Annotated in this window: 12 protein-coding genes and 5 pseudogenes; 6 read left to right on the plus strand and 11 right to left on the minus strand. The window is 60.6% G+C overall.

Features of this window, described 5'->3' with window-relative positions:
• Positions 1-45: 45 nt before the first annotated feature.
• The 4 genes and pseudogenes from acnB to QCE48_RS31945 all read right to left on the minus strand — a co-directional run.
• Positions 46-2,631: a bifunctional aconitate hydratase 2/2-methylisocitrate dehydratase gene (gene acnB / locus QCE48_RS17470; RefSeq protein WP_309784698.1), complete on the minus strand. Its 2,586-nt coding sequence runs from the start codon at positions 2,629-2,631 to the stop codon at positions 46-48.
• Positions 2,632-3,309: 678 nt separating this feature from the next.
• Positions 3,310-4,126: pseudogene (istB, locus tag QCE48_RS17475) on the minus strand (IS21-like element helper ATPase IstB).
• Positions 4,123-5,449 (minus strand): annotated as a pseudogene (locus tag QCE48_RS17480) (Mu transposase domain-containing protein). Before QCE48_RS17480 ends, istB begins: the two co-directional pseudogenes overlap by 4 nt.
• A 1,128-nt stretch (positions 5,450-6,577) precedes the next feature.
• Positions 6,578-6,784, minus strand: a pseudogene (locus QCE48_RS31945) (hypothetical protein); the annotation flags it as partial.
• A 268-nt stretch (positions 6,785-7,052) separates the two neighbouring features.
• On the opposite strand from QCE48_RS31945, the pseudogene QCE48_RS17485 reads away from it, so the two are divergent.
• Positions 7,053-7,931: pseudogene (locus QCE48_RS17485) on the plus strand (integrase core domain-containing protein); the annotation flags it as partial.
• 169 nt (positions 7,932-8,100) lie between these two features.
• On the opposite strand, the pseudogene QCE48_RS31950 reads toward QCE48_RS17485, so the two are convergent.
• Together QCE48_RS31950 and QCE48_RS17495 are read right to left on the minus strand one after the other, a co-directional pair.
• A pseudogene (locus QCE48_RS31950) lies at positions 8,101-8,199 on the minus strand (IS6 family transposase); the annotation flags it as partial.
• Between the two features lie 253 nt (positions 8,200-8,452).
• The gene (locus QCE48_RS17495) at positions 8,453-11,947 is read right to left on the minus strand and encodes a TIR domain-containing protein (protein ID WP_309784699.1); all 3,495 of its coding nucleotides are present in this window, start codon (positions 11,945-11,947) and stop codon (positions 8,453-8,455) included.
• A 125-nt stretch (positions 11,948-12,072) separates the two neighbouring features.
• On the opposite strand from QCE48_RS17495, the gene QCE48_RS17500 reads away from it, so the two are divergent.
• Positions 12,073-13,848, plus strand: a complete 1,776-nt coding sequence (locus tag QCE48_RS17500) for a carbamoyltransferase C-terminal domain-containing protein (RefSeq protein WP_309784700.1) — start codon at positions 12,073-12,075, stop codon at positions 13,846-13,848.
• Positions 13,849-13,864: 16 nt separating this feature from the next.
• On the opposite strand, the gene QCE48_RS17505 is transcribed toward QCE48_RS17500, so the two are convergent.
• Entirely contained in the window at positions 13,865-15,283 is a 1,419-nt protein-coding gene (locus QCE48_RS17505) for a GMC family oxidoreductase (protein ID WP_309784701.1), read from the minus strand.
• Positions 15,284-15,540: 257 nt separating this feature from the next.
• On the opposite strand from QCE48_RS17505, the gene QCE48_RS17510 reads away from it, so the two are divergent.
• Entirely contained in the window at positions 15,541-15,687 is a 147-nt protein-coding gene (locus QCE48_RS17510) for a hypothetical protein (RefSeq protein WP_309784702.1), read from the plus strand.
• A gap of 76 nt (positions 15,688-15,763) precedes the next feature.
• Positions 15,764-16,984: a radical SAM protein gene (locus tag QCE48_RS17515; protein WP_309785078.1), complete on the plus strand. Its 1,221-nt coding sequence runs from the start codon at positions 15,764-15,766 to the stop codon at positions 16,982-16,984.
• On the opposite strand, the gene QCE48_RS17520 is transcribed toward QCE48_RS17515, so the two are convergent.
• Both QCE48_RS17520 and QCE48_RS17525 read right to left on the minus strand, forming a co-directional pair.
• Positions 16,944-17,972 carry a hypothetical protein gene (locus QCE48_RS17520; RefSeq protein ID WP_309784703.1) on the minus strand — a complete coding sequence of 343 codons (1,029 nt, stop codon included), beginning with the start codon at positions 17,970-17,972 and terminating at the stop codon, positions 16,944-16,946. The two genes, QCE48_RS17515 and QCE48_RS17520, sit on opposite strands and share 41 nt — an antisense overlap.
• Entirely contained in the window at positions 17,969-18,583 is a 615-nt protein-coding gene (locus QCE48_RS17525; RefSeq protein WP_309794253.1) for a hypothetical protein, read from the minus strand. The genes QCE48_RS17520 and QCE48_RS17525 overlap by 4 nt, the downstream gene beginning before the upstream one ends.
• Positions 18,584-18,616: 33 nt before the next feature.
• On the opposite strand from QCE48_RS17525, the gene QCE48_RS17530 reads away from it, so the two are divergent.
• On the plus strand, positions 18,617-19,846 hold the full coding sequence (locus QCE48_RS17530; protein ID WP_309784705.1) for a hypothetical protein: 1,230 nt from the start codon (positions 18,617-18,619) through the stop codon (positions 19,844-19,846).
• Between the two features lie 11 nt (positions 19,847-19,857).
• On the opposite strand, the gene QCE48_RS17535 is transcribed toward QCE48_RS17530, so the two are convergent.
• Both QCE48_RS17535 and QCE48_RS17540 read right to left on the minus strand, forming a co-directional pair.
• Complete coding sequence (locus QCE48_RS17535) at positions 19,858-20,343, minus strand: VOC family protein (RefSeq protein ID WP_309784707.1); 486 nt, start codon at positions 20,341-20,343, stop codon at positions 19,858-19,860.
• Complete coding sequence (locus QCE48_RS17540) at positions 20,340-21,134, minus strand: FkbM family methyltransferase (RefSeq protein WP_309784709.1); 795 nt, start codon at positions 21,132-21,134, stop codon at positions 20,340-20,342. Before QCE48_RS17540 ends, QCE48_RS17535 begins: the two co-directional genes overlap by 4 nt.
• A 926-nt stretch (positions 21,135-22,060) precedes the next feature.
• On the opposite strand from QCE48_RS17540, the gene QCE48_RS17545 reads away from it, so the two are divergent.
• Positions 22,061-22,360, plus strand: a complete 300-nt coding sequence (locus tag QCE48_RS17545) for a YlcI/YnfO family protein (protein ID WP_404982629.1) — start codon at positions 22,061-22,063, stop codon at positions 22,358-22,360.
• Positions 22,361-23,100 lie beyond the last annotated feature (740 nt).

The following is a 23,100-nucleotide window of genomic DNA, read 5'->3' on the forward strand; positions in this document are numbered from 1 at the left end:
GACGACGCTGCGACGATAACGACACGTCGCAGCCCGGTAGCACGCTTACGTCGTCACGGTGTCGGCCACTTCCTTGAAGTCATCGATCTGGTCGAAGTTCATGTATTGATAAATCTTGTCGCCGTCGGCGTTGAGCACGCCCATGTCGGCCATGTACTCGTCCTTGGTCGGGATCTTGCCTAAGCGCGAGCAGATCGCCGCCAGTTCCGCCGAGCCGAGATACACGTTCGTATTCTTGCCCAGACGGTTCGGGAAGTTACGCGTCGAGGTCGACATGACCGTCGCGCCTTCACGCACCTGCGCCTGGTTGCCCATGCACAGCGAGCAGCCCGGCATTTCGGTACGCGCACCGGCTGTGCCGAAGACGCCGTAATGACCCTCCTCCGTCAACTGCTTCTGGTCCATCTTGGTCGGCGGGGCCACCCACAGCTTGACCGGGATGTCGCGCTTGCCTTCCAGCAGCTTCGACGCGGCACGGAAATGGCCGATGTTGGTCATGCACGAGCCAATGAACACCTCGTCGATCTTGGCACCGGCCACTTCCGACAGCGTCTTCACGTCGTCCGGATCATTCGGGCAGGCCACGATCGGCTCGTGGATGTCGGCCAGGTCGATCTCGATGACGGCCGCGTACTCGGCGTCGGTATCCGGCGACAGCAGTTGCGGGTCGGCGAGCCACTGCTCCATCGCCTGGATGCGACGCTGCAGGCTGCGCGGGTCCTGGTAGCCCTGGGCGATCATCCACTTCAGCAGCGTAACGTTGCTGCGAAGATATTCGATGATCGGTTCCTTGTTCAGGTGGACGGTGCAACCGGCGGCCGAGCGCTCGGCGGAAGCATCCGACAATTCGAACGCCTGCTCGACTTTCAGTTCGGGCAAGCCTTCGATCTCGAGAATGCGGCCGGAGAAGATGTTCTTCTTGCCTTGCTTGGCAACCGTCAGCATGCCCTGCTTGATCGCGTACAGCGGGATCGCGTTGACCAGATCACGCAGCGTCACGCCCGGCTGCATCTTGCCCTTGAAGCGAACCAGCACCGATTCCGGCATGTCGAGCGGCATCGTGCCGGTGGCGGCCGCGAAGGCGACCAGACCCGAACCAGCCGGAAAGCTGATGCCGATCGGGAAGCGCGTGTGCGAGTCGCCGCCGGTGCCGACGGTGTCGGGCAGCAGCATGCGGTTCAGCCACGAGTGGATCACGCCATCGCCCGGGCGCAATGAGATGCCCCCGCGGTTGCTGATGAAGTTCGGCAGGGTCTGGTGCGTCTTCACGTCCACCGGCTTCGGATAGGCGGCCGTATGACAGAACGACTGCATGACGAGGTCGGCCGAGAAGCCGAGGCACGCCAGGTCCTTGAGTTCGTCGCGGGTCATGGGGCCGGTAGTGTCCTGCGAGCCGACCGAAGTCATTTTGGGTTCGCAGTAGGTGCCCGGTCGGACGCCCTGCCCAGCCGGCAAGCCGCAAGCGCGGCCGACCATCTTCTGGGTTAGCGAGAAACCCTTGCCGCTGTCGGCGGGCTGTTGCGGCAGGCGGAACAAGGTCGACGGCGCCAGACCCAGCGCTTCACGTGCCTTGGCGGTCAGCCCACGGCCGATGATCAGCGGAATGCGGCCGCCGGCGCGCACTTCATCGAAGAGCACGTCCGACTTGACCCGAAACTCGGCGATCACTTCGCCGTTCTTCAGTGCACGGCCTTCGTAAGGGCGCAGTTCGACCACGTCGCCCATCTCCATCTTCGATACGTCGAGTTCGATCGGCAGCGCGCCGGCGTCTTCCATCGTGTTGTAGAAGATCGGGGCGATCTTGCTGCCCAGGCACACGCCGCCGAAGCGCTTGTTCGGGATAAAGGGGATGTCCTCACCCGTGAACCACAGCACCGAGTTGGTGGCCGACTTGCGCGAAGAGCCGGTGCCGACGACATCGCCGACGTATGCCACGAGGTGGCCGTTTTCCTTCAGCGACTCGATGAACTTGATCGGACCACGCTTGCCATCTTCTTCCGGGGTGATGCCGGGACGGGCGTTCTTGAGCATCGCCAGCGCGTGCATCGGGATGTCCGGGCGGGTCGTGGCATCCGGGGCCGGCGACAGGTCGTCGGTATTGGTTTCGCCCGTCACCTTGAAGACGGTGATGGTCAGGCTTTGCGGCACTTCGGGACGGCTGGTGAACCATTCGGCGTCGGCCCAGCTTTGCATCACGGCACGGGCGTTGGCATTGCCCTTGTCGGCCAGTTCCTTGACGTCGTGGAACTGGTCGAACATCAGCAGGGTTTTCTTCAGCGCTTCGGCAGCCACGGCCGCTACTTCGGCGTCGGACAGCAGTTCGATCAGGGGCTGGATGTTGTAACCGCCCAGCATCGTGCCGAGCAGTTCGGTGGCGCGGGCGCGCGAGATCAGCACGCAGGCGGTCTCGCCTTTAGCTACGGCGGCCAGGAAACCGGCCTTCACGCGGGCGGCTTCGTCGACGCCGGCGGGTACGCGGTGGGTAATCAGGTCGAGCAGGGTCTGCTCTTCGCCCGCCGGCGGATTCGCCAGCAGCTCCACCAGTTCGGCGGTTTGCTGGGCCGTCAGCGGCAAGGGAGGAATGCCGAGCGCGGCGCGTGCGGCTACGTGAGCGCGATAGTTTTCAAGCATGGGGACACCGTTGGTATTGCGTTTCAGGGGAGCCTTTCCAGACACGCCGAGGCTGTTCCGGGCACTGCTTTGACCGCAATTTTAATTACGATGGCGCCGTGTGTCAAACGTCTTATGTCTTATGTCTTATATAAGAGTCACGAAAAAGGATCGGAGATCGGGCTCACTGACCGAACGGCCGCCTCCCCGGTGCCCGCGCATCATCCGAAATCCAACAGCCATTCGCTAGCTGGTCTTGTCGCCGGGAACTGAAGTTCTGTGCTAGCGGCGCTGCACGGAGAAGACGAGCGCAATCTTCAAACATCGCGCCGACGTCGATCGGACGATGCATTCGAGCGGCTCACTTTGGTGAGCTCGTCACGTTGCGTGACTGTTCCCGAGGAATGTTCGATTTCAAGACCGGGCGATGTCTTGGCGGACTCTGCCCTTCTTGCACGCAGAACCACGTTTTTCCGTGCGGGACTGAATCTTCTGAGAACACGTGAAGACTTGAGTAGGCGCGCGCTCTTCCAGAGGCGAAGGACCGTCGCACGGAGCATGTGCCGATCAGACACCACTCCTAAGAGTGGTCTCACCGTACCGCGACCGTCGAAGAACATCCCACTGAACAGCGTCAAGCAGGACGTCCGGCTTACCGACATTCATCTTGGCCGGTCGGCCGAGGTGATTGTCGCTGTGTCAGGGTGTCATGGTTGTCGCTCCGTTCGGGTTGTCTGCGGGTAATTGACGGGCGCCGCTCCTTTTGGTTGTCGCGAGCTTTGCGGCGCCGATAGCTTTCAACGTTCAGTTCGAAGATCGTCGAGTGATGCACGAGCCGATCGATGGCGGCCACTGTCATGCCGGGATCCGGGAAGACGTTGTTCCAGCCGGAGAACGGTTGGTTGGCCGTTATCAGAAGACTTTTGCGCTCATACCTCTCGGCGATCAACTCGAACAGCACGCTGGTTTCAGCCTGGTCTTTCCTCACATACGACAGATCATCGAGGATGATCAGGTCGAACCGGTCAAGCTTCGCGAGCGCCGAGGGCAGCTGCAGACTCTGGCGCGCGACCTGGAGCTTCTGCACGATTTCGCCGGTGCGCGTGAACAATACGCGATAGCCGGCGTCGATTAGCGCATGGCCGATGGCGGACCCCAAATGACTTTTGCCGCCGCCAGGCGGACCGAACAGGAGAATCGTGGCGCCTTTCTCAAGCCACGAATCGCCGGTGGCCAGCGCCATCACATGCGGCTTTGAGATCATGGGCACAACGCCGAAGTCGAAGGCGGCGAGCGTCTTGGTCGGATCCAGATGTGACTCGGTACGATGACGCTCGATTCTTCGTTTGGCCCGCTCGGCGAGTTCATGTTCGAGCAATGCACCGAGTAACCGGGACGCCTGTCAACTTTCCTTGTCCGAGCGTTCAGCGAAGTCCAGCCACAACCGGCCGATCGTGGGCAGCCGCAATTCGTTGAGCATCAGCGCGATACGGCCAGCGTCGTAGGCGGCGTTCATGCGAGCACCTCCTCATCGAGCAACGTGTCGTAAAGCGCGGCGCTCGACATCTCGACGACAACCACCGGACACTCGGCCTGGCGCGGCGCGAACTCATCGAACAGCGCGTTCAGATCGGGCAGTTCACCGAGTTCGAGCAATGCATCGGGCCTTTCGGCCAGTTGCGCCTCGACGCCGTGGTTTCCTGCCAGCTCAAGCAGGCCCACCATGGTCTTGCATGCGCTGCGCGGCGTCAGCGCCGCCTCGAGTCGCTCCCAGGTCCGGCGGTAGGCTTCACGCGGAAACAGATCGTCACGGAACGCGAGGCCCCTGAAGGCCTGCGGCTTGCGTTTAAGCGAATCGATGAAGTGCCGGTAGTCGATGCCGCGACCGCGCCGTTTGCTCGTGTGCGTGGCTCTGGCCATGGTGTGTACGAGTGCTCCGGACAGATAGCAATCGAGCCGGTCGCTATAGACGCGTACCTTCAGGCGATGACCAATCAGCCGCGACGGGGCGCTGTAGAGGACGCAACGCACGGTGAACGTGCCGCAGCGGGTCACGCGCGCCTCTTCCTCCTCGAAGTCGATGGTACGGTGCTCAGGCAGATCCAGCAAGTGTTCGCGCTCGATCTGGAACGCTGCAGCATTGCGCCGGTTGCGGCGCATCACCACCCCGCGCACGAACTCGTCGTACGCGGCTCGGTCCGCGAAATCGCGGTGACCGCGCAACTCCAGGGCCTGATCGATCCTGCAGGTTTCTGAAGGCTGCCGACAGGCTGTCGGTGCGATGTTCTCGTGGGCAACCGCCCGCCTGCCACAGCGCGTTCTGCAAACCGATCGCGAGAGCCAAGAAGCTCTCCCCGCCATCGACCACGCTGGCGTACTCCCAGCGCGAGAACGCCAGCACGAAGTGATAAAGCAGGTGATTAAACAGGACGCCGCCGATCGTCACGCCAAGCTTGTCCATGTGCGTGAAGTCCGATAGGCCTCGCGCGCCCGGCTGATATGTTTGAGGGAAGAACACTTCCTGGTACGGCCCTTCGAGCGCGCGCCACTGGCGGACATGCCGCTCAAACGTACGCCGCATGCTGTCAGGAAAGCGTTCGGGGTGGTCTTCCTGCAATTTGCGCAGCAGGGTGATCGCCTTCAGCCTTGGCGCAGCGCGTAGCAAGGGGACCACTTCGCTCTCCCAGACATCGGCAAACGGATCGGGGCGCGAACGCCAGTAGCGCCGGGGCTGTTGCGAAGGAAGCCCTTCTTCTCGCTCGACGCGTCGCGCAGTGCGCTCGCTCATGCCCGACTTCGCCGCAGCGAGCTTCTGTGGATGATGTTTGCGATGGTTCATGTAGAGGCGGACCTGTTGGTCGGTGATGCGGGTTCCAGACATGGGCTGACCGCCTCTTTTTAGATTCAGTCAGCCATCCTAGACCTCGCCGACCCGGCGCCGCCGGCAGCTCGTAATCTACGGCGGCTACGCCGCCTCAGACTCCTCACTACCGGCCAAGATGAATGTCGCTACATCGGACGAGAACATTGTCGCCGCCCATTCCTCAGTCCTTCACGGTCCCGGAGCCAATCGGCCGCCTTTTCGCTGCGGACGAAGAGACCTAATACCCGGCGTGGACGCGCTGGAGCCGCTTCGTACGTGTCCTCCGCTTCTAACCCTACATGCATACTGCGACCAAGCCTGTTGTCGGCCGCGCTTTTAGGCGCGACGACGCCCGCCGCTTCGACTCTCCTGTTGGCAGTTTCGCCTTCTGCCTTAGCCGGGACCACGCCATCGCTTACAATTCCCGGCCGTCCGCTCATATCGACGGCGTCTAGCACGGTCGCATGGCTTGGCCCTTCCGCTAACGCTGCCACCATAGCTTCATATCCGTCGCGATCACGCTCTCCGCTGATCCGATCGCGGAGCAATATCCGCGCTTCGTTACGCAGTTGCGGCCACTTTGAGACGAGTTTTCTGAGGGCCGTCACTGCTTCGCGACGGACACTCCAGTCAGCGCTGTCGAATCTCTCCAAAAGGGCACTCGAAATGCAGGGTTGCTCGGCCGTCGGGTTCCGGACAATCACCATATCCCCGGAATTTCGTTTCACGTAGCGCCGTGGCGTCATTGAGCTACCGGCCTCACGTGCGCGCCGGCATAGATACCTATATAGATCATCAAGGGTAATATGCGGCTTGTCCGGCGCGGCTTTTCCACGGCCGAGTCCGTCAACAAGCCACGAGGTAAAATGTGAAAGGCTTGGACAGGCGGGTACCTTCTCACTATCGGTATTTGTGCGTCCAGCGCATATTGAATGGCGTTCGTCGCTGTCAGCACATAGTGCCCTTCGGCCCCCTCCCCGGGGTTAAACGTCCGGTCGCTAACCGCTTAAGCGTTCGCTATGCTCGCTTTATTCCCTTCCGTAAAAGTCGCGCTGTGACAGCAATCGAGCACTGCCACCACTCTTCCTGCGCGGGACTCCTCCATCATTTGTCGAATCTCTGAGGCTGACAGACTCTCAGCGCGAGGCATGAGACAGTTCGTCGCCGTCGTAGCGAGAAAAAACTGTTTCCCTTCGCGACGATTCCATGTCCTGAGTAGTACAGCAACACCATGTCCGCTGGCTCTCGGTCGTCGAGCAACTGAGAGAACTTTCTACGTATCGCTACGAAGCCTTCGTCGATGCTGACAACGACGTAAAATCCGCCACGCTCTTCGCAATCGGGACCGCGTCAACGCGTGGCGGCTCGCTTGATATTAGGCCATGCGAAGCTCAGCGGCAGGCCGTTTGTAAGGTTCGATGTGCACGCCAGAAAGCAAACCTACGGTCAGCGTGACTTTTTCAGCCTCTTTTGAATCCCGAGTGGGTGGATTAGCGAGTCAAGCGCGGACGTGAGTGACCTGCCCGGTGATTTTCGGACCAGCTGGAACTTGAGAGAATGGCTTCCAACGGAGGAAGCCATGAAGAAGAGCCGGTTCACCGATGAGCAGATGGTCACGATCCTGCGTGAGGCAGACAAGGTCCCAGTCGCTGAGGTTTCGAAGAAGCATGGGATCAGCGAACGGCCAATCCATAACTGGTGTCAGCACTTCGGCGCTCTGGAGGCAGCCGACGTAAAGCGGCTCAGGCAGCTGGAGCAGGAAAACGCAAGATTGAAGAAGATAGTGACGGAGCGGGATCTGGAGCCGGATGTGATGCGGGAGATCAACGGAAAAAAGTGGTGAGCGCGCCCGCGCGTCGCCAGCAGGTCGCCTACGCGAGAGCGCGGGGCGTGTCGCAGCGACGTGCGTGCGCGCTGATGTCAGTTGCAATATCAGCGTTGCATTACGAATCGAGGCTTGCCGAAAGGGATGCACCAGTGCTTGCAGCAATGAGCATCCTGTCGGCGCAATATCCACGTTACGGCTACCGTCGCATCCAGATCTTTTTGACGTGAATGCCTGACGATTGGCGTTGCGGAATTGATCCGGTCAAAGCGTGTCATCGTAGTCCTGTCTCAACTGGTCAGCAGTCGTGGCGCGCCACGCTACCTGCGTTCGGACAACGGCCCGGAATTCGTATCAACGGCCATCCTGAAACGGGCTGCGGAAAACGGCATGGAAACGGCACTGCGCGATCCAGGCAAGCCGTGGCAGAACGGCGCGGACGCAAGCTTCAATGGTAAATTCCGCGATGAGTGTCTGAGTCTCGAGTGGTTTCGGGTTCGCGTTGAAGCAAAGGTCCTGATCGAACAGTGGCGGCGTCACTACAATGCGGCTCGGCCGCATTCAAGTCTGGCATACCTGACGCCCGAAGAGTTCAAGCAGCAGTATTGTTTAACCGAGGCAAATGAGGCCGTTCCGCGTTTCTTGTTTTCGGCCACCACCGGTCGACTATTAATCCAAAGTAAGCGAAGTCGATTTGAATCAGGCGTATTTCCATCGTAACTCACTGCGACTGGTCGACAACGCACTTCTAGGCACTTGCCTTCCAGAATTGCGCCCCTTTCTGGATGGGCAACCAATTCCAGCGTTTGACGTACTCCGGCGTGTAGCGCTTCACCCAACGCATGATCGTCGTGTGAACCGGCGATAGACCGCGCTCCACCATCAGTCCAGCGAGGTGACGCTCGTTGAACAACCCGACGATGACTTTCAGCTTGCTCGTTGCCTTGTGCTGGTCAAAAGCTTGAACGTAACAGGCCGACGCATCGGAATTGCATCGCGACCCCGCATCGTTCACTCCGCCGAATCGCAAGTACCAGGTGTAAATCGTGCGCATTCCGATGATGATCACGAAGACGGTCACGACGTAACTGTCTCGCCGATCTCGCGCGACAATGAACCGCCTCCATAAGAAGAGTGAGCTGCGCGCGGCACAGTCAACGCGAATCGAGCAGACGACTGATGACAGCTTCGATCGTCGTCTTAGTGGAATCGGCCATGAGCGTATCAGCGATGCACTTGAGCATGCTGACGGTGTTTTCTGCCAGATCCTTTAGTTTTCTTTGGGTCGCGACCACGTCCGCGTCTTCGTTGCCCCGAGCATGGTTCAATGCATCTTTGTACTTGTCTGCCCAAATCTTGCTGTATACCCGCCTCTCCTCGTCGCTCGAAATCTCGAGCCGCGGGACAACAAGCAGTACCATGCGATTCGTGAAACGAACACAATCTCGCTTGCTTCCCTCCCACATGTAAAGCAGCTCGGTCATGCAGTACTCCGAGCGCAGAGAGGCGTCGCTGATCACGACGATCGTAAGTCTGGCCTTGCCAATCTGTTGCATGAATCTGTCGATGGAATCGCCCACTCGCATTCTGTTGCGATCGCGGATCAAATGAAGATCTAATGGCATGTCCTGTTCAATCTTGTCAACGAGGGCGTTGCCCTCCTCGTCCCATGAATAAGAAATGAAGACCTTTGGGCTTTCTTGCTCGAAGATCATGTCCATCAAATCGAGGCCGATTTCGCCGGCATCGGCTCTTACCAATGCATTGAAGCGACGTATCAGGCGCTTGCGCATGCAGTTGCTGGATGCACGTTCGAATGCGACTTTGTAGGCTTGGACGGCCAGCGGCATTTTCGACTTATCCCCGCAGACAGCCAGTCCAGCCAAGGCGAGCGCACGCTCGCCCAGCGCGGAGACATTTTGATTGCAGTGTTTGAGATACCGGTCCGCGCGCTTAAGTGCCTGCTCGAAAGCCTCTTTGGCACTGTCTTCGACGCCGTCAATGGATTTATTTCCGACCGACACGATGCCCAGAAACGTATTGAAGGTCCACTCATTTCGCCCTTCCGTATCGAGCCGACGCAGCATCTCCCGCGCCACCGTGCTGCGAGGACGACGTGCAAGTTCGATCTCCGCGCGCATGCACACATAGCGCGATGCGTGATAGTCGAAAGCTTTGATCTCGGTGCAGGCTTGGTCGGCGCTCGACTCGGCTTCCTGGATTCGCCCCTGATCGAGAAGGATTGCGGCATGAGTGCGCATGCAAAGCGCGGCTCCCGCGTGCGCCTCGATCCTTTGATTGAGCTCGCGCGCCTTGCATGCGAATCTGGCCGCTTCTTCGAGTTTGCCGAGGGATGCGAGGCACGACGCAAGCTCGCACGATACAAGTGCCTCGGCTCGAGGGCTTTGACTCTCGTCGGATATCGACAGCGCCTGCCTGAGCAGTTCTTCGGCCACCTTCAACTCGCCCATCTCCGCATGAACGACCGACGCGTCGACGAGACTGTTCTGAAGAAGCTCCGCATCACCCGAAGCTTTCGCGCATGCATGCTCGCTTTCGCAACATGCGAGCGCTTCGGTGAGATGACCCAGCTCGAACTCGCACACCAGCATGTTCCGCCATGCGAAGGCGCCCCGGCGCGGATCGTCGTGACCGGCGCGCAAGATGGCCTGCACACAGTCGCGCGCGGCATCCAGCGTCTTATCGGTGGAGCGAAGATAGAAGCCGAAGCGAATCAGCCGAATCTTTGAATCGAGCCGGTCTTCCTCGCTCGCGTTCGATCTGAACAGCAGCGCATCGGCCTGTTCCTGCAGCCCCAGCGCTTTCTTGACATCGCCCATGTACCAGTGTGCATCGGCCTCGTACGACAAGGCCTTGCAAGCGATCGCGTTGCTCACCTCCTCCTTCCTTAGCGCTCTCGATAGCTCAGCGAGGCGCACGAAATATCCGCGCCTGTTTAGGAAGGGCGCAATCGAATCGAGTATGTGCAGTGCATGCGCATAGTCCCGGGTGCGCAGAAATATATTGAACTGTGCGAAGTGCGGATTGAGATCGGTCTCGGTGTGCCAGGCGCGCGCGGGCAACTCCAACCGGCGAAACCAGGCGGCGGCTCTGCGGCGTAAAGCCACACGATGGCGTTCGGCAAGCTTGCTCAATGCATATTCGCGATCAACGCGGTGGAGAGTCAGCTTGTCGCCATCTTGAGAGACAAGATGCGATAACAGAAGCTGTCTGATCACGCTTTGCAGCTCGATTTCGGGACCCCATTTCTCCAACAGAAAAAGCACGGCCTCCTTCGGTACGGGAGTCTCGTACACGGCCAGCGCCTGCGTCACTGTCTGCTCGTCCTTCGAGCACCGTTTAAACGCCGCGCCAACCAATGCGCTAATGAAATCGTCATAGTCGGGCATGCGCTCTTCCGCACTGGCAATGGCGCGTTCGATGCGGTCAATCAGGCTATCTGGCCGCGTGGCCGGATCGTTCATGAGGATCGTGACGAACCGCTCGATGGCGAGCGGGTAGCCATGCGTCACCGAAAGAACGCGTGCGAGCAACACATCGGACGAGTGTTTCAGCCCTAGGCACCCGTCGTTGTCAAGGGCGTCCAAAACTTTGCGCACGTCCGGTGAAGGCAACCCGTGGTCCAGCGGAACCGGGCGAAAGTGCGGTAGATTCAAGGTCCGAAACTCGTGGGGCACGACACTTGTCGTCAATACTACCTTGAACGGATGCCACGTCCCAGACGCGATGTACCTGAGGAACTGCGCCATGTGATGATCGACCGTGTTCGATGTTCGCTCGACGATCTCGTCGAGCCTTTCGATCACCACGAGACGCGGCTTCCCACCAATATGTCGTGCGATTTCTTCCAAGGTTCGCTCGACGGAAATTTGAGGGATTTCTCGTGTCTTCTCGACCCTTTGCTTCGCCTCGTCGTCGAGCGTGTCGGTTAGCTTTTGCAGAATGTCGGTAAAGACGGTCGACGGGGACTGCGCAGCGTCGATGTAGATCGGGCGGGAAACGTCTTTGCCGCACGCCGTCTCCTGAAGCGCACGCGCGACAAGCGTGCGCTTGCCCACGCCGTGGCGGCCGTACACGGCGATGAGGAACGTCCATTCATCAATGATAAAGTCGGCGATCTTCTTTCGTTCCCGCGTGCGATCCTCGAAGTAGCTCGGCACGCGGAACCAACCATAGCGTGCGTTGTTATCGTCGGCTGCCTGCGCTCTCGCGCCTGTCGGCAAACCGGAAATCGCCAGCTTCGAGTCAAGGTGGCGCGCCAGCGCATTGAGCAAAGAAGCATCGCGTGAAGAAAGATCGAACATCGTGTAAGGCTTCAATTCCGGCGGAAGTGCCAGTCCCGACGTGCCAAGCACCACGGTGATCGGCGCACGCGAGTCGAGCGCGCGTTGCCACGCAGCGATCCAGTGCGGGTCCGCGGTCTCGTTCGACTGCGTGAGCATGACCACGAAGCTCGCGCATGACAACGGCATGCCTTTCGCGTCGTCGGGCGTACCACGCGATGCCTCGAGCGTCGCCATGCCCAGATTGATCGACGGCCGCGCCCGCCCGATCTGAGTCACGCACCAACGCACGAAATCCGCTGTACGAGCATTCGAACTCGACACAACCGCATGCAGTGGGCTCATGGTTCAATACCCTGAATGATCGCTGGTGGATCGCTGCGCTGCTGTTCACACGGCGTTAGCGTCACCTCTTGTTTTAGCATCGATCGCACGCTTCGTCACGGAGAAAGCATGAGACGCTGTCGAAGATGCACGCAACGTTTTGCTTCACGCTGCAGAAATTACTCAGTTACACTGACTGCCGCGTTCGCATACTCCGCCGCGTTCGCGCTTTTAGGCTGAACGACGCAAAACGCCACTCGATACGTTTCATCATAGGAAATCGCACCGTGCACATCCTCGGCGTGACTCATCCGATTTCCCGGAACCCGGCGGCGTGCCTCATTTCTGACGGGCAACTGGTGGCGTTCGCAGAGGAAGAACGCTTTACGCGTCTCAAGCATGCACCGCATGCCCATCCGACCCGGGCCATTGCGTACTGTTTGGAAAAAGCAGGTCTCGAACCGGACGATATCGACATCACCGCGATCGGCTTCGACAAGCCTAATGCGCAGCACGCGCGTGCCGCCGACGCGCGAAGCTACATCGACGGCACGCTCGCGGAAGCGGACCGGTTCGACTTCTTCACGAGCCTCGCGCTGATTTACGGCGATACGCATCTCGACACCTACGGCGAACGCCGATACTACGACCATCATCTCTGTCATGCTACGAGCGCCGCGATTCCATCGGGCATGGATCGCACGAACGTCATAACGCTTGATGGCTGGGGTGGTCACGCGAGCGGCTCTCTGGGATGGTACGACCGGGACAGTCCGATTCGAGTTTTCGCGGAAATCGATACGTATAAAAGCTGGGGCATGTTCTACGAGCTCGTGACTGAATACCTGGGATTTCGCTGTCACTCGGGCGAAGGCAAGACGATGGGACTGGCCTCGTATGGCAGCGTCAATCGCGATCTGCTGCCCGATTTTTGCGAGCCGCCGTTCGGTCTACCCGATATCAGACGATACGAAGCTTTTTTGCGCGAACGTATCGCGCGGCGTCGTCAGAATGACGCAATCGAAGACTGGCATCGCGATCTAGCGGCCACGCTGCAAAGTTATTACGAATCGTCGATCGTGGATATCGCGCGCTTTCTCTGCGATAAAACGCATTGCGGCAACTTCGCGTTGGCGGGCGGCGTCGCGTTGAACTGCTCGGGAAACGGCCGACTCGCGCAGCAAGGCTTCGTCGATACGCTGTTCATTCAGCCCGCGAGCCACGACGGCGGCACCGCGCTCGGCGCGGCGATTCTCGCGCATCGCGATGTCACGGGCCACTGGCCCGAATTCACGTTTCATCACGCTTACTGGGGACCGGCCTTTACGCCCGCACAAGTGCGGGCCGCGCTCGATTTCGCCAAGGCGCCGTACGATCGTTGCGATTCGGTGGAGGCGGCCGCACAGGCGCTTGCTCGCGACGAGGTCGTCGGTTGGTTTCAGGGCGCGTCCGAAGTCGGGCCGAGAGCCCTCGGCAATCGCAGCATTCTCGCGAATCCGGGTGTCGCCGCGAATCTGCATCGGGTGAACGCGCACGTCAAGCGGCGAGAGGCATGGCGGCCGCTCGCGCCTTCGGTGCGAGCGGAGCGCTTTCACGATGTGTTCGACGCGCCGCATGCGTCGCCATTCATGCTGGTCGCGGCGCAAGTCAAGGCCGCGTGGAAGGCGCGCCTTCCGGCTGTCGTGCATGTCGACGGCTCGGCGCGGCCACAGGCAGTGAGCGCGCATGCCAACGCGCTTTACCATCGGCTCATCGATCGGTTCGAGCAACTTACCGGGCTTCCTGCGGTGCTGAACACATCGTTCAATCTGGACGACGAGCCGCTCGTGAATACGCCGGAGCACGCGATCGCGACGTTTTATCGGAGCGGAATCGACACGCTCGTGATCGGCGATTTCATCGTGCGCAAGCGGGCGCAATAGTGCCGCGCGGGGCCGCTTAAGCAGCCATGTGGGGTGCGATCTCGCGCCCCAGCCGCTGCGCGAGGCGCAACGTCAGAGCGAGCACGGTCATCGTCGGATTGGCCCAGCTGACTGTCGGAAATACGCTTCCCCCGGCAATGTAGAGATTGTCGATGCCGTGAACGCCGCAGTTTTCGTCTACGACGCCATCGCGCGCCAAGACCGACATGCGCGTCGTGCCGAGTTGATGATTGGAATACAGGATCTCGCCGGATAGTCCGCGCGGGCCGGTGCGAACGGCGGTCCCGTTATCGAGCAGACGCTTCGCCAGCATTTCACCGATGAGGCAATGCGAACGCCGGTCCGTTTCGCATACATTCCAGTTCAGGCGCACGCGCGGCAGGCCGAGCGCATCGGTTTCGTGCATCAGCGTCAAACGGCTGGCCGCGCTGGGCGCCTGCTCGAAGAAGAGCCCGACGCGGGGCGGCGCGTCTGCCGTCATGGCAGGCGACCGGTAAAAATGTGCCCTGAAATTCAGCACGCCGAGCCGCGCCTGCGCGTCGGGACGCAGACCCGCGCAGCACGTGAAATGCCGTCCGTCCGCGTGTTGCGCGATGCCGGTCCACTTCGCGAGCGCGGTATTCGCCGCCATCTCGATGCCGTCGATGGACACATGCGGGTGCTCCATGAACCATCGGCCGACATGCCCGTAGGCGTTACCGATGCCGTGCACGCACTGATTGCGCGATGCCAGCATGAGGCGCGGCGTTTCGATGCCGCCAGCCGCTAGCAAAAAGCAGCGCGCGCGCACGGAGCCGCATCGTCCTGCGAGCGTGCGCACGTGCAAGCGGGACACCGCGTTGCCGTCGTCGGTAACGATGATTTCCGTTACGCATGCGTTTGTCAGGACATCAATCGACTGTGCGCGCTCCAAAAACTGCCGATTCTCAGTTGCAAAGTCCGCCTTAGGTTCGCCGAAACGCCAAAGCGACGCGCAAGAGTCGGCCGCTTCGTCGTTCGAAAAGAATGGAGCGCCTGTCTCGCCCAAGGCGCTGGCGTCGAACAAGGCGTCGTCCACGTGAAGGAGTTTCGCCGCTGCCGCATAGTGCGTCGTGACTTCCGATGCGGCCAACGGCCAGCCGCTGTGCGCGACCCAAGGGCGCGCGTCGAAGTCGATGGGATCGAACAGCGCGCAGTAGCCAGCCCAAAGCGCCGTCGAACCGCCGAATCGCCGCGCGCGCGTTTCGTCGAGCGAGTAATGAAGACCGCTGATCGCGCCCGAGAGGCTGTCGTCGGTTGCCGCGTTTGCGTGATGGCCCCCGGCTTCGATCAGCAGCACGTCGAGATGCGGGCCGAGCGCGCGCGCGAACGTGATGCCCGCGGGCCCAGAGCCGACGATCGCAACATCCACGCGTCGGTCCAGCGCGACCGATTCGTCCAGCGCATCGTAGATCATCGCTTGCTCCTCGGCTCGTCCGTGTTCCTCGCATGAGACCCTGTCGCGCAGCGCTCATGCTCATTCACTCGCTTCGTGGTTCGTGCGGATGCCCTAAGAAATGTGCGGCAACGTACATGCGACTGTTGTCATTGCGGCACTCAAAACCTATTGTGTTTTTCACACACGTATGCAAGAGTTGACGCGGCCTTAGCGGAATGTCAAGCGAGGCTTATTCGTCCGACGTGTTCTTCAGATTCGACAACATGGAGAGAGTCATGATTACGAACAGTCAGGTTGCGACGCGTCTTGTGCGTGCTTCAACGTCGTTGCGCAAAGGAAGCGTTAGGGCAGCAAGTCTCATCGGCAATGAAAAAGCGGGAAAGAAGGTTCAGATGAGTTGGGGATCGGCCATGCGCCGTTGAAGTCCCGCGGTCTTCTTGCGAGTCATGACGATCCACCGTGGTCGTCATCAACGCCTCATCGATGCCAGGCACCATCATGCCGCTCTCCGGAACGCTTGCCCTCAGACCAGTTGAGCAACTTGTGCTACAAGGCACGTCGTTTTGCAACATCAATTGCACGTATTGCGATCTCAGCGAGGAAAGCCGGCGCACGAAGTCTCGCATGCCGCCTGAGCTTGCACTGACTCTCATCAGCGAACTGATCGACGCGGACCTGCTCGCTCCGGACTTCGTCGTCGTCTGGCATTCCGGCGAACCGCTGACCTTGCTCCCCGCCTACTACGCCGGGATGATCGACGCGATCACGGACCTGTGCGCCCGTCGCGCGCCGCACGTTTCCGTGTCGTTCGACATTCAGACCAACGGCACGCTCATCGACGAAGCGTGGTGCGATTTCTTCGAGCGGCATGCGCGCGTCATTCGGCTCGGCGTGAGTTGCGACGGACCTCCGGAACTGCACGATGCCTTTCGGATCGACCGACGCGGAAAAAGCACATTCGAGCGCACGTTGCGGGGCATGAACGCGCTCGATGCACGCGGCATCAGATACAACGTCATCGCCGTCGTCACGAGAAAGACGATGGCGGATCCGCAGTCCTTTCTCGAGTTCTTTCACGCGCGCCGCGCATCGCTGACAGACTTTCACTTCAACGTGCTGGCTAGTCCTGTCGCTGGCATGGACGATCTCACGTATGCTGAAACGGATCGCGCCGCATTTCAGCGCTTCTACCGGCGTGTATTCGACTGGTGGGATGAGAAGCGGCACGAAGGCAGCGCGCTTCCGATTCGCAACGTGTCGCAAACGCTCGAACGAATCGCGACGGTCGGCCGCGCCGATGCGCCCTCGTTCATCAGCGAAACGAGCGCGCCGCTGCGCTCGCTCAACATGGATGCAAAGGGCAACGTCACGACATTTTATGCGGGGCTCGACATCGCCACCCAGGCGGATCGATACGGTGACGGCAACGGCCTTGCGCTTGGAAACATTCAGCGCACGGCGCTAGCGCAGATGCTTGTATCGAAGAAGCTTACCGCCATGCTCGGCGACTTTGCGCGCAGCCACCATCGGTGCGCCCAGACTTGCGAATACTATGCCGTCTGTCCGGGCGGTTTCGAACTCATCCAGTGGCTCGATCACGCTGGCAGTCATTGCGATGCGCCTGAGACAACCGAATGCATCATTCACGTCAAGGCGCTGACGGATGCGGCGCTCGATTTCATCGAATCGACTGATCGCTCGCAAACGGAGTATCGCTGAAGCGATCTTTCATTGTAACGATGTGACGCCTGATCTCATCAAGTAACCAATTCCAGTGCCGCGCGGAGCAAAAGCCGGGCGATGTCGCGATGATCCATCGTTCAACCGTCCTGCCGGTGCGCGTGATTTCATCGAAGAAAGTTTGCATCGACTCGCCCGCGCGGGCGCGCATCTGCTCGACTGTCGACGCGGGCGTCGCGCCGGCATTGCCGTTGTAGTCGTTGATGAAGTAGTCCAAATCGATATGAACGATCAGGCGACCTGCAGGCATCGCGCGCAGCAGACGCGCGGGGTCGCAACCGTGGGCATACGTGCCCAACTGGTCGGAAGACGCGCGTGTGCGCTTGTGGATCGCGGCGAAGCGCGCATGCCGCAAGAGCGGACACGCGAACGAGCGGCGCGTTACCGGATACCGCTCGTAGAGACTGCGCGTGACGTGATCGAGATGTACGACATGCACCGGCTGACGCAGATAATAGAGCGCGGTCACGAAGCTGCCGATGCCGATCGTCCCGCTTCGAATCGCGGACGACCAGTCATCCGGCTGTCCTGGATCGAAGCGCGCGCCGGATGAGGGATCGCGCAATCCATCCGGGGCTAGCGTAAGCAGGGTGGACATCATGTCGGTGTGATCGTCGAGATGGACGAAGACAAGCGGTTCCGTCGACGCGTGCGTCGTCACATGACGCGCGACGAAGTAGCCGGACCAACTGTCTTCCAGACAAAGATCGTAGTCGGGCAGCGAGCAATGGAATTCGGCGTGATCCTCGAGGCGAACGGGAACCGGCAAGGCGTCGGCGTTCTCGCGAAGATATGGGTCGGCATCGTGATGCGCGAGGTCGGTCCCGCACAGCAGCATTCGCCATTCGTTTCGATCGATGCGAATTTTCGTGCTGCGCGCGAACGCCTGCAGTTGTGCGTGTGCCTGCACTTCGCCGAGCCGCGCGATCGCTTCGCGATCCAGCGCGAGTTCCGATGCCGGCGTCATGCACGAACCGCGCCCAACGGCATGGCCTCGAGCGACTCGGGACGCGGATCATCCACCCATCGCGCAAATTTCTGCTCCACCCGCCGATACACAGTCTGGCACGCGTGAAGCAACGCGCCGTTGCAATCGAGCAGGTCGTCGCCGTGTTCGAGCAGCGTCCAGTTCGGCCAGATCGGATCGCGAACGGCCCGCACGCGTTCGAATGCGTCGTCGGGCGAAAAACCCAGCCGGACGAGGATGATCGTGGCGGCCGCCGCCGAGCGCGATCGCCCCATGTGACAGTGCACCAGCAGATGGGATAGATTTTCGGTATTCAGCGTATCCGCGAATCGGCACAGCGCGTTCGCGTCTTTACGGTCGGGCGCGCGCCGGCCATCGATAGAATCGAGCGCGTCGTGAACTTCGAGCAAGAGCCGGCGTCCGGCGTCGAGCGACGCGATGGCGTGCGGCAGTGGGGTACCGGGATCGACAAGCGATACGGCATGGCTGGCGGACTTCGTCGCGGCGTGATTTACTTCGCTCAGTCCAAGGATGGACAGTTGAAAATCCAATGGCACTCGCGGCATGTTTCGGCTCTCCTCGACGAGACCCGCAGTTGCACGATACAGCAAACAAGTTTAGGTCGTCCGGCTCAGGAACGGAAGATGACTGAATTACCTGTTCGGCGCGCTGCATCCAAAGAGCGCCATGCGTTCGGCTTCGGCGTCATGGGTCCGATACTTGCCGAGTGTTGTCATGTCCTCTCGATCCATCTCGATGCCGTGAGTCACGACGGTGCGTCGCGCGTGCTGTACTGTGCCCGCGGGGGACTTATCATCCGGCGCGCGCTCGACGAGTTTGGCGAGCGCATCCAGCGGCCACGTCTGGATGGCGCGGACCTGATGGTGTCGCGGCTCGCCGCGTCGCGGCTGGGACTGCAAGCGTGTCCGCAGGGCGTCGCGCCCCTCTTCGCGCTGGAATTCGACGGACGAAGCTGCGCGGCGGTAGCATCGGTGCTGTCGGGCAAGACCTTGCCGGATCGCGGCGATTGGGCGCTGCCGTATACGCTCGAACGCCTGCTTCGCTTGTTTTCCGCTGACGCGCACGGCCGGGAAGCGCACGATGCCATCGCATCGCAGGCCGCGTTGCTGCGCGAGCATATCGCATCGCAATGCGGTAGCGCGAGCACGCTGTACGTCATTGATACCGGTGTGTTCGGGTCCATCGGGCATTTCCTCGCGCTCGGATTGCCGGATCGCACGGTGAATGCCGTGCTGCTGTTTCGCGCGAACTACAAGCGGCGCGCCGGCCTGTCGCTGCCTGCCGCCGCAGGACTTGTCTGTGACGAAAACGACTACAGTCCGTGGAAACCCAGAAGCGTGTCGCGGCTCTATTGGCCTTTTATCGAGGCTTTCTTCGAGCCGGAACTGCCGAGCGTGCGCACGTTCGGCCGCGCCGCTGATGGCGAAGTGACGTCGAACCTGCAACAGGCGAACTGGCAGAGTCGCCTGTCGCCGCAGTGCGACGCGATGCGCGCGGGCGCGTTCGACTATCTCGCGACGCTCAATCCCGCCTCCGTGCCGTCGATCGAAGCGCACGCGACGCGCGCATGGCGTGCGCTGCGCAAACGCATCGTCTATCCCACGCGGGATGATCTCGTGTTGCTGGGCGTCACTCGGCGCGGCGTCGATTTTGGTTTCGAGGATGTCGTGAATTTCGGTGATGCGATTTCATCGACAAAGGCGGCGTGCCCATTCGCGCGGGCGCGCGAATCGATCTGGCCCGAAGGCGAGATCCGCCGTCTGTTTCCGATCACCGCCGGCGCGTGGCTGCATATGTACGAGGCTGGCCGTTTCGCGGCCGCAGCCGGCCGGGCCATGTTCCGGCCGGAGTGAGACCGCGCCATCTAGGCGCTGTCGGCGACTTCCGCCTTCGTGATCCGGCCAATGTCGGATTCGTCGAAATCGCGGATCTTCACGGACAATTCGAGCTGCAGGCCGTTTGGGTCCTGCAGAAAAACGGCCTTCGCGTTGCCCAGATCGGTCACCTCCGACACGTCGATGCCGTGGCGTGCGATGGCTTCGGCTGTCGCTGTGAGCTCGCTCATCGACGCGACGCGCAATGCATAGTGATACATCCCGGGCGGTACGCCGAGTGAGCGATTGATGCTCGTATCGTAATCGCCGCGGATGCCGTCCACTCCCTTCGCCTCCATGAACACGAAGTACTGGCCGTCGCCGACATCGATGCTGACCTGTCTAATGACGCCGCCCTTGCCGATCTCGATGCGCTCGTCGCCGACGCGCCGGCAGCCGAGCACTTGGCAATAGAAAGCGATCGTCGCTTCCATGTCGTGGGTCGAGACGCCGACGTGTGCGAAGCCTGCATTCATCGTAACTCCCCAGTGTGGTTGCCGTATGTGTCAACGCCGTGTCGCGCGAGCAGCGAGCGCGCTTCATGCAGTTCACGGCGCAGGCTCATTTCGCGTCGCGTGACGAAACCGTCGAGACAGTTGGCGGGAACAGCGAGTGTCGGCAAGAGCGCTTTCGATTCCTCGCGCACGTAGAATCGGTTCAGACCGTCGAACAGCGCGAAGCAATAGCCGTTGGCGAGCAGGCGCGGTTCCCAACCATGCCAGCACGGCGCGTTGTCATGTGGCGAAGTCGCTTCGACGATCAATATCACGGGACGATGCTCGTCGAAATTCGCGCTTTCGATGACGGCACTCTCGTATCCTTCGACATCGATCTTCAAGAAATGAATCTCGCGGTCGTGCGCATGCTCTCGCAGCAAGGCATCAAGACGGACCGCTTCGACGACGTGTTCAATCGCGTCGCCGTAATCCGGAATGTGAGGCGCGAGCATCTCGCGCCGGCACGTGGCGAGCGCGGAATAGCGCGGCACCCAGATCGACAGGTAGCCCGGCTGGTCGGAAATCGCCAGCGCAAGATTGATGTCGCGCGGACGTTCGGCGCGCAAGCCATCGATACGTCCAGGCTGCGGCTCGATGTTGATGCCCCGCCAGCCGCGCTCGTAGAAGGCGCGTGTAACGCTGTCCTCGGTGGCATCCCACGCGCCGACATCGACGTAAAAGCCGCGCTCGACATGCGCAAGCGCGCGTAAGAGCACGATGTCTTCCGCGTTCTGGGCATACGACACGGTGGGTACGAAGTCGGGCGGCATCGACGTTCCGGTACGGTCAATCGGATGTCACAGTATAGGCAGAATAGCGATGCCGCGTTCGCTTCAACGCGTGTGGCGTGCAATGTCCACGCGCCGTAATCGCAACACTATCCACTTCGTACTGGGTACTGGCCCGGATCACCCGTTTCCGGCACGGTGGGATGTAGCCCCTGGCCGTGTCGGGTGCAAGCTAGGTCAGCGCCGAACCCACGATCCGCGCATAAAGCGACCTTGTTAAACAACGATCGCGAACGTCGCGTCTTGGGGGTATTCGTACCCTCAGACGCCCACGAGACAATCTGGGTCATGCTTCGCTGACCACGACCAGCGTGTACCTGCATATTGACGATGACCGGCGGCATCGGGAAACGGAAGACAAGCACCGTATCCATTGGTAGCAACGGATCGGTCTCGCGTTCTATTCCGCGGGCCAGCGTTCGCGCTCTCGCCTAACTTAATTGTCACAGCTTAGTCATGGAAGCCGCAGCGGCAGCACCCCGCATCCTCGCAAATCGCCGGGGTATCGCGTTCGACCTCGTACGAGCAACGACTCAGTCGAGTGCGTGGTCACCCTCGAGGCGCTCGAAGCGTATTTCTGGCTTGAACCGGGCGCAAGCGACGCTCGCACGCTTAAATGCTTTGGCGATGACTACCAGCGAATCGCCGCGCGCGCCGCACGCAAAGCGCTCGCCCATCCATCGGCGAACGTCGAGTTGACGTCGTCGGATTTTGCGCGAGGTACATAAGGTCTTTCGGGCATTCCTTGGGTTTGAACAGGGCTCGCGCCGACCGGTTTGCCAGTCAGTTCAGCGGCCGCAACGATGCCTGATCTGCGTCTACCCGAGTCGGCTGGGACGCCCCCATTTCATCGGCACGGACTGGTTACGTTTGCATGGGAAACAGAAATAGGGCAAAACGTATCGCAATTGCGATGCAGGAGTGAATTCATAAAAACCGCTACCTTCCCCGCGGTAAGGGTCGAGCCGGAATTGCGCGAAGCTGCTGAAAGCGTTTTGTCGGACGGCGAGAGCCTGTCGGCGTTTGTCGAGCAGTCGATTCGTGCGAACATTGAGCGCCGGCGTTCGCGGAGCGATTTTATTGCGCGCGGCCTCGCCTCGCGAGACGGTGCCAGACAGAGCGGTCAGTATGTGTCGGCCGATGACGTCCTGGCTACGCTCGAGGCCCGGCTGGCAAAAGCCAAGACGCGGCGCACAGCTACGCGATGACCTACGCGGTTCGGTTTACCCTCGAGGCCGCTGCCGACCTCGACCGACTCTAAGACTTCATTCTCCAGCGCGACGCCACCGATTTCACCCTCGCCGAGGCGGCTCTTCAGGCAATTCGCGACGGCTTCGCGACGCTTCGGAGTTCGCCGTTTACGTGCCGCAAAGCACGATCCGACGCGCCCTTCCTTCGAGAACTGATCATTCCGTTCAGGCGCAGCGGCTATGTCGCACTATTCTAAATCGAGGACAGCGAAACGGTCACGGTGCCGGCTACTCGCCATCAGTTGGAAGATGACTATCATTAAAGCGCCGGTATTTTCCCTCCCGCCAGCGTCCCCACTGCCTCGCGTCGTTTGTTCTGTTAGTTGTCGGGCTGGACGTTTTAACGCTTTCCACATTGTGCTGCCAGCGACTGGAACCGCACTGCTGCCGCTCTGGGTGCGGCCTGTGTATGGATGTACGCGAGTTGTAAGAGTAAAGGGCTTCAGACGGTTAGTTGCTTTTATTGGACAAGAATGGGTTCGCCGGCAAACCCGTCGAACCTCAGTTTGTAGTTATCTGCCTCGTCAACGTTTGTCGATCTACCGGCACCTCGAGATTTTGCCCGCGTCGCGCGCGCCGTATGTCGAGGCCTGCGCCCGGCGAATTCCCGACGCATACCGTCGCTACCAGACGGCATCCGGGAATGGACCGTTAGCATCGGTCTTTCACAAGTCGCGCCGGGGAAGCGGACGTGCACG

Source organism: Caballeronia sp. LZ024 (assembly GCF_031451455.1).
In the GTDB taxonomy this organism is placed as follows: Bacteria; Pseudomonadota; Gammaproteobacteria; order Burkholderiales; family Burkholderiaceae; genus Caballeronia; species Caballeronia telluris.

Coding starts and splice junctions, on each gene's coding strand:
- QCE48_RS17505 (WP_309784701.1), bottom strand. CDS start 15,283: ATGATCTACGATGCGCTGGACGAATCGGTCGCGCTGGACCGACGCGTG.
- QCE48_RS17515 (WP_309785078.1), top strand. CDS start 15,764: ATGCCGCTCTCCGGAACGCTTGCCCTCAGACCAGTTGAGCAACTTGTG.
- QCE48_RS17540 (WP_309784709.1), bottom strand. CDS start 21,134: ATGCCGCCCGACTTCGTACCCACCGTGTCGTATGCCCAGAACGCGGAA.
- acnB (WP_309784698.1), bottom strand. CDS start 2,631: ATGCTTGAAAACTATCGCGCTCACGTAGCCGCACGCGCCGCGCTCGGC.
- QCE48_RS17535 (WP_309784707.1), bottom strand. CDS start 20,343: ATGAATGCAGGCTTCGCACACGTCGGCGTCTCGACCCACGACATGGAA.
- QCE48_RS17510 (WP_309784702.1), top strand. CDS start 15,541: ATGATTACGAACAGTCAGGTTGCGACGCGTCTTGTGCGTGCTTCAACG.
- QCE48_RS17500 (WP_309784700.1), top strand. CDS start 12,073: ATGCACGCAACGTTTTGCTTCACGCTGCAGAAATTACTCAGTTACACT.
- QCE48_RS17530 (WP_309784705.1), top strand. CDS start 18,617: ATGACTGAATTACCTGTTCGGCGCGCTGCATCCAAAGAGCGCCATGCG.
- QCE48_RS17520 (WP_309784703.1), bottom strand. CDS start 17,972: ATGACGCCGGCATCGGAACTCGCGCTGGATCGCGAAGCGATCGCGCGG.
- QCE48_RS17495 (WP_309784699.1), bottom strand. CDS start 11,947: ATGAGCCCACTGCATGCGGTTGTGTCGAGTTCGAATGCTCGTACAGCG.